This window comes from Novacetimonas hansenii JCM 7643 (assembly GCF_000964405.1).
Taxonomy (GTDB): Bacteria; Pseudomonadota; Alphaproteobacteria; order Acetobacterales; family Acetobacteraceae; genus Novacetimonas; species Novacetimonas hansenii.
In genome coordinates, this window is the sequence record NZ_BANE01000163.1 from 1 (window position 1) to 3853 (window position 3853).

At 64.5% G+C, this 3853-nt stretch carries 4 protein-coding genes; 2 read left to right on the plus strand and 2 right to left on the minus strand.

Annotation, left to right across the window (positions count from 1 at the left end; translation table 11 throughout):
- On the minus strand, positions 1-405 hold a 405-nt coding region (locus B7G66_RS11210; RefSeq protein ID WP_048859199.1), incomplete at its 3' end, for a DUF2076 domain-containing protein.
- A gap of 212 nt (positions 406-617) precedes the next feature.
- Between B7G66_RS11210 and B7G66_RS11215 the strand changes: the two genes are divergently transcribed.
- Together B7G66_RS11215 and glyS are read left to right on the plus strand one after the other, a co-directional pair.
- Positions 618-1505 carry a glycine--tRNA ligase subunit alpha gene (locus tag B7G66_RS11215; RefSeq protein WP_003617875.1) on the plus strand — a complete coding sequence of 296 codons (888 nt, stop codon included), beginning with the start codon at positions 618-620 and terminating at the stop codon, positions 1503-1505.
- A gap of 7 nt (positions 1506-1512) precedes the next feature.
- Positions 1513-3573 carry a glycine--tRNA ligase subunit beta gene (glyS, locus tag B7G66_RS11220; RefSeq protein WP_003617874.1) on the plus strand — a complete coding sequence of 687 codons (2061 nt, stop codon included), beginning with the start codon at positions 1513-1515 and terminating at the stop codon, positions 3571-3573.
- A gap of 99 nt (positions 3574-3672) precedes the next feature.
- On the opposite strand, the gene B7G66_RS18425 is transcribed toward glyS, so the two are convergent.
- Positions 3673-3853: hypothetical protein (locus B7G66_RS18425; protein WP_206778194.1), on the minus strand; the 181-nt coding region annotated here is incomplete at its 5' end.

A 3853-nucleotide genomic window follows, 5' to 3' on the forward strand; every position in this document is an offset into this window, starting at 1 on the left:
GCCCCCACCCCAGCCCGGCGGCGGCGCGGCGGCCGGGCGCGGTGCGGACTGCTGCGCGCCGCCACCACCGAACATGCCGCTGAAGAACCCGCCCGGACGTGCGGGCTGCGCCGCCTGTGGCTGGGTCTGCTGTGCCGCGGCAAGCTGCTGTTGCGCCTGCTGCACTTCCCACTGCAACTGCCGGATGCGGTTCTGCGCCTCCGCCAGGGCCGCTTCCTGCACCACGGCCATCTGGGTGATGCGATAGCGGGCCTCGGGGTATTTCTGGAACATCTCCCCGATATACTGGTCGGCCTGCGGATCGATCGGCGGCAGCGCGGACGCCGTCTGCGGTACGCTGCCGGTGGTCGCGCCGCCAACGCGGGCGAAGAACTGTGCGATCAGATCGCGTTCCTGAATATTCATCGTAATTCCATCCTGCTCCACACAAGGATACTGATCCAGCCATCAATCATGTGGCGCGCGACGCGACAATGCGCAAGACCCCGCGCCATGCAGGCAACAGACAGCCACACGGCATGCCCCGCCTTCCGGTCGGGGCGACATGACGGTATGCTGTTCGCAGCAATTGCGCCAGATGGTGCAGACCCGACCCCGTTCAACGGAGCATCCTGTTCATGGACCCGGCCCCCGTGCCCCGATCATCCCGTACGCGCCCCCTGTCGTTCCAGGGGCTTATCCTGAAACTGCACCAGTTCTGGTCCGAACAGGGCTGCGCCATTCTCCAGCCCTATGATACGGAAGTGGGGGCCGGCACCCTGTCGCCGCACACCACGCTGCGCGCGCTTGGCCCACGCCCGTGGAAGGCGGCATACGTACAGCCCTGCCGCCGCCCGTCAGACGGCCGGTACGGGGAAAATCCCAACCGACTTCAGCATTATTACCAGTATCAGGTCCTGCTGAAGCCCACGCCCGAAGACAGCCAGAAGCTGCTGCTTGACAGTTATCGCGCCATCGGGATCGACCCGATGGAACATGACATCCGTTTTGTGGAAGATGACTGGGAAAACCCCACCATCGGGGCATGGGGGCTGGGCTGGGAGGTCTGGTGCGACGGGATGGAGGTGACGCAGTTCACCTATTTCCAGCAGGTTGGCGGCATTCCCACCGTCATGCCCTCCACGGAACTGACCTATGGGCTTGAGCGCCTGGCGATGTACGTACAGGGGATCGAGAACGTCTATGACCTCGACTTCAACGGGCAGGGCCTGACCTATGGCGACGTGTTCCTGCGCGCGGAGCGCGATTATTCACGCCATAATTTTGAGGTCGCGGATGTGGAGATGCTGCACCGCCATTTCGTCGACGCGGAACGCGAATCCACTTCCCTTGCCGAACAGGGCCTTGCCCAGCCCGCCTACGACCAGTGCCTGAAGGCCAGCCATCTGTTCAACCTCCTCGATGCGCGTGGCGTCATCAGCGTCAGCGAACGCGCCTCCTATATCGGTCGCGTGCGCACGCTGGCAAAGCGATGCTGCGAAGCGTGGCTGGCGGGCGAAGGATAACAAGATCATGCCCGAACTTCTGCTTGAACTCTTTTCCGAAGAAATCCCCGCCCGCATGCAGCAACGCGCGGCAGAGGATCTGCAACGCCTGCTGACGGAGGCGCTGTCCCCGCTTGACCCGCGCGATGCCCGCACCTTTGCAGGGCCACGCCGCATCGCAATCTCGCTGGAGGTTGACGCGACCGTGCCGGGCAGCACCGTGGACGAACGCGGCCCACGTGAAAGCGCACCGGACAAGGCACTTGCCGGTTTCATGCGCAAACATGGGGTCGAACGTGATGCGCTGGTGCTGGAAAACGGGTTCTGGGTCCTGCGGCGTGATGTGCCCGCCGTACAGGCCGCAGCCCACATCGCCGTCACCATCCCTGCGCTGTTGCGCCGTTTCCCCTGGCCCAAGTCGATGCGCTGGGGTGTCGGCAGCAGCTTTACATGGGTGCGTCCACTGCGCCGGATTGCATGCGTGCTTGATGGGCAGGTCGTGCCCTTCACCCTGGCCGAAGGGGACGATAACGGGCATGGGCTGGTGGCCGCCAACCTGACCGAAGGGCACCGCTTTACCGCGCCGGGCGCGTTTGCCGTGACCGGAACGCAGGACTGGCTGTCGGGCCTGCGCGCACGCCAGGTCGAACCCTGCGCCGTCGCCCGCCGTACCACCATCGCCGAAGGCGTCGCGCGCCTTGCCGCCGAGGAGGGGTTGGGTGTTGTCTCTGACCCCGCCCTGATTGACGAGGTCGCGGGCCTGACGGAATGGCCGGTGCCGTTCCTGGGACAGATCGACGACGAATTCATGACCCTCCCGCCCGAGGTGATGCAGGTGTCGATGCGCGTCAACCAGCGCTATTTCGCGCTGCGCAACGCCGATGGCTCCGCCGCCCCGCGCTTTGCCTTCGTCGCGAACATGGAACCATCGGACGGTGGCGCGCTGACAATCGCGGGCAATGAACGCGTGCTGCGCGCGCGCTTTGCCGATGCCCGACATTTCTGGGATCTGGATCGCACCCACACGCTGGACAGCCGGGTGGCGCAACTGGACCGCATCGTCTTTCATGCCTCCCTTGGCAGTCAGGGGGAACGGGTGCGGCGTATCGTGCGCCTTGCCGGGCTGATCGCCCCCATGGTGGGCGCGGACACGAAACAGGCCGAACGCGCCGCCCTGTTGTGCAAGGCGGACCTGACCACCGGCATGGTGGGCGAATTCCCCGAACTTCAGGGCACGATGGGCGCCTATTACGCCCGCCATGATGGGGAAGACAGCGCGGTTGCCGATGCGATTGGCGCACATTACATGCCGCGCGGGCAGCATGACGGCGTCCCCCACGCCCCCGTATCCATTGCCGTGGCACTGGCGGACAAGATCGACAGCCTTGTCGCATTCTTCGCGGCGGGGGAAAAACCCGGTGGCTCCGGCGATCCGTACGCCCTGCGCCGCGCGGCCCTTGGGCTGATTCGCATCATCCGCGAAAACCACCTGCGCCTTGACCTTGCGGAAATTTTCGTCATGGCCGCCCATGGCCTGCCTGAAAACCTGCGGCTGGCGCCGGACCTCGACCTGCTGCCACAATTCGTGGCCGAACGCCTGCGTGTGCAGTTGCGTAACGAGGGCGCGCGCCACGATATCCTGGCCGCCGTGTCGGTGGGCAATACCGATACCGACATCACACGCCTGCTGGCACGCAGCGATGCATTGGCCGACATGCTGGCGACGGAGGATGGGCGCAACCTGCTGGCCGCGACAAAACGCGCAGCCAACATCCTGCGTATCGAGGACCGCAAGGATGGCCCCCACGAAGGCGCGCCCGACCCCGCCCTGTATGCACAGGACGAGGAACGCGCCCTTGCCGATGCGCTGGCCCACACGATCCCCGCCGTGGAAAGCGCCATCAGCGAGGAACGTTTTGCCGACGCCATGCGCGATGTCGCCCACCTGCGTCCCGTGCTGGACCGGTTTTTCGAGGACGTCACCGTCAACGCCGAAGACGCCGCCATACGTCGCAACCGCCTGCGCCTGCTGTCAGAACTGCGCCGCATGACCGTACTGATCGCAGATTTCAGCCAGATCGAAGGCTGATCCCACGCCCCCGTGACTATAACCACGGGGGCGTCTTTCTCTGGGGCTCTGCCCCCGCACCCCACCAAAGGTCACAGGCCTCTGGAAACCATAACTTCCTCAACGATGCGGGAGGCAGGGGATGGGCTTCCTGCCGGGACCGGGCAAAGCCCAGATGGTCTCTGCATACAGTGACATCGCGCACCGGAAGACAGAGAGGCTGTTTAAAAAGTCAGGCTCGATAACATCCTGAAATGATAAAGGGTTTTTGGTGAAGCTTTTTCCAAAAAGCTTCAGAAGA

Coding starts and splice junctions, on each gene's coding strand:
- B7G66_RS11215 (WP_003617875.1), top strand. CDS start 618: ATGGACCCGGCCCCCGTGCCCCGATCATCCCGTACGCGCCCCCTGTCG.
- glyS (WP_003617874.1), top strand. CDS start 1,513: ATGCCCGAACTTCTGCTTGAACTCTTTTCCGAAGAAATCCCCGCCCGC.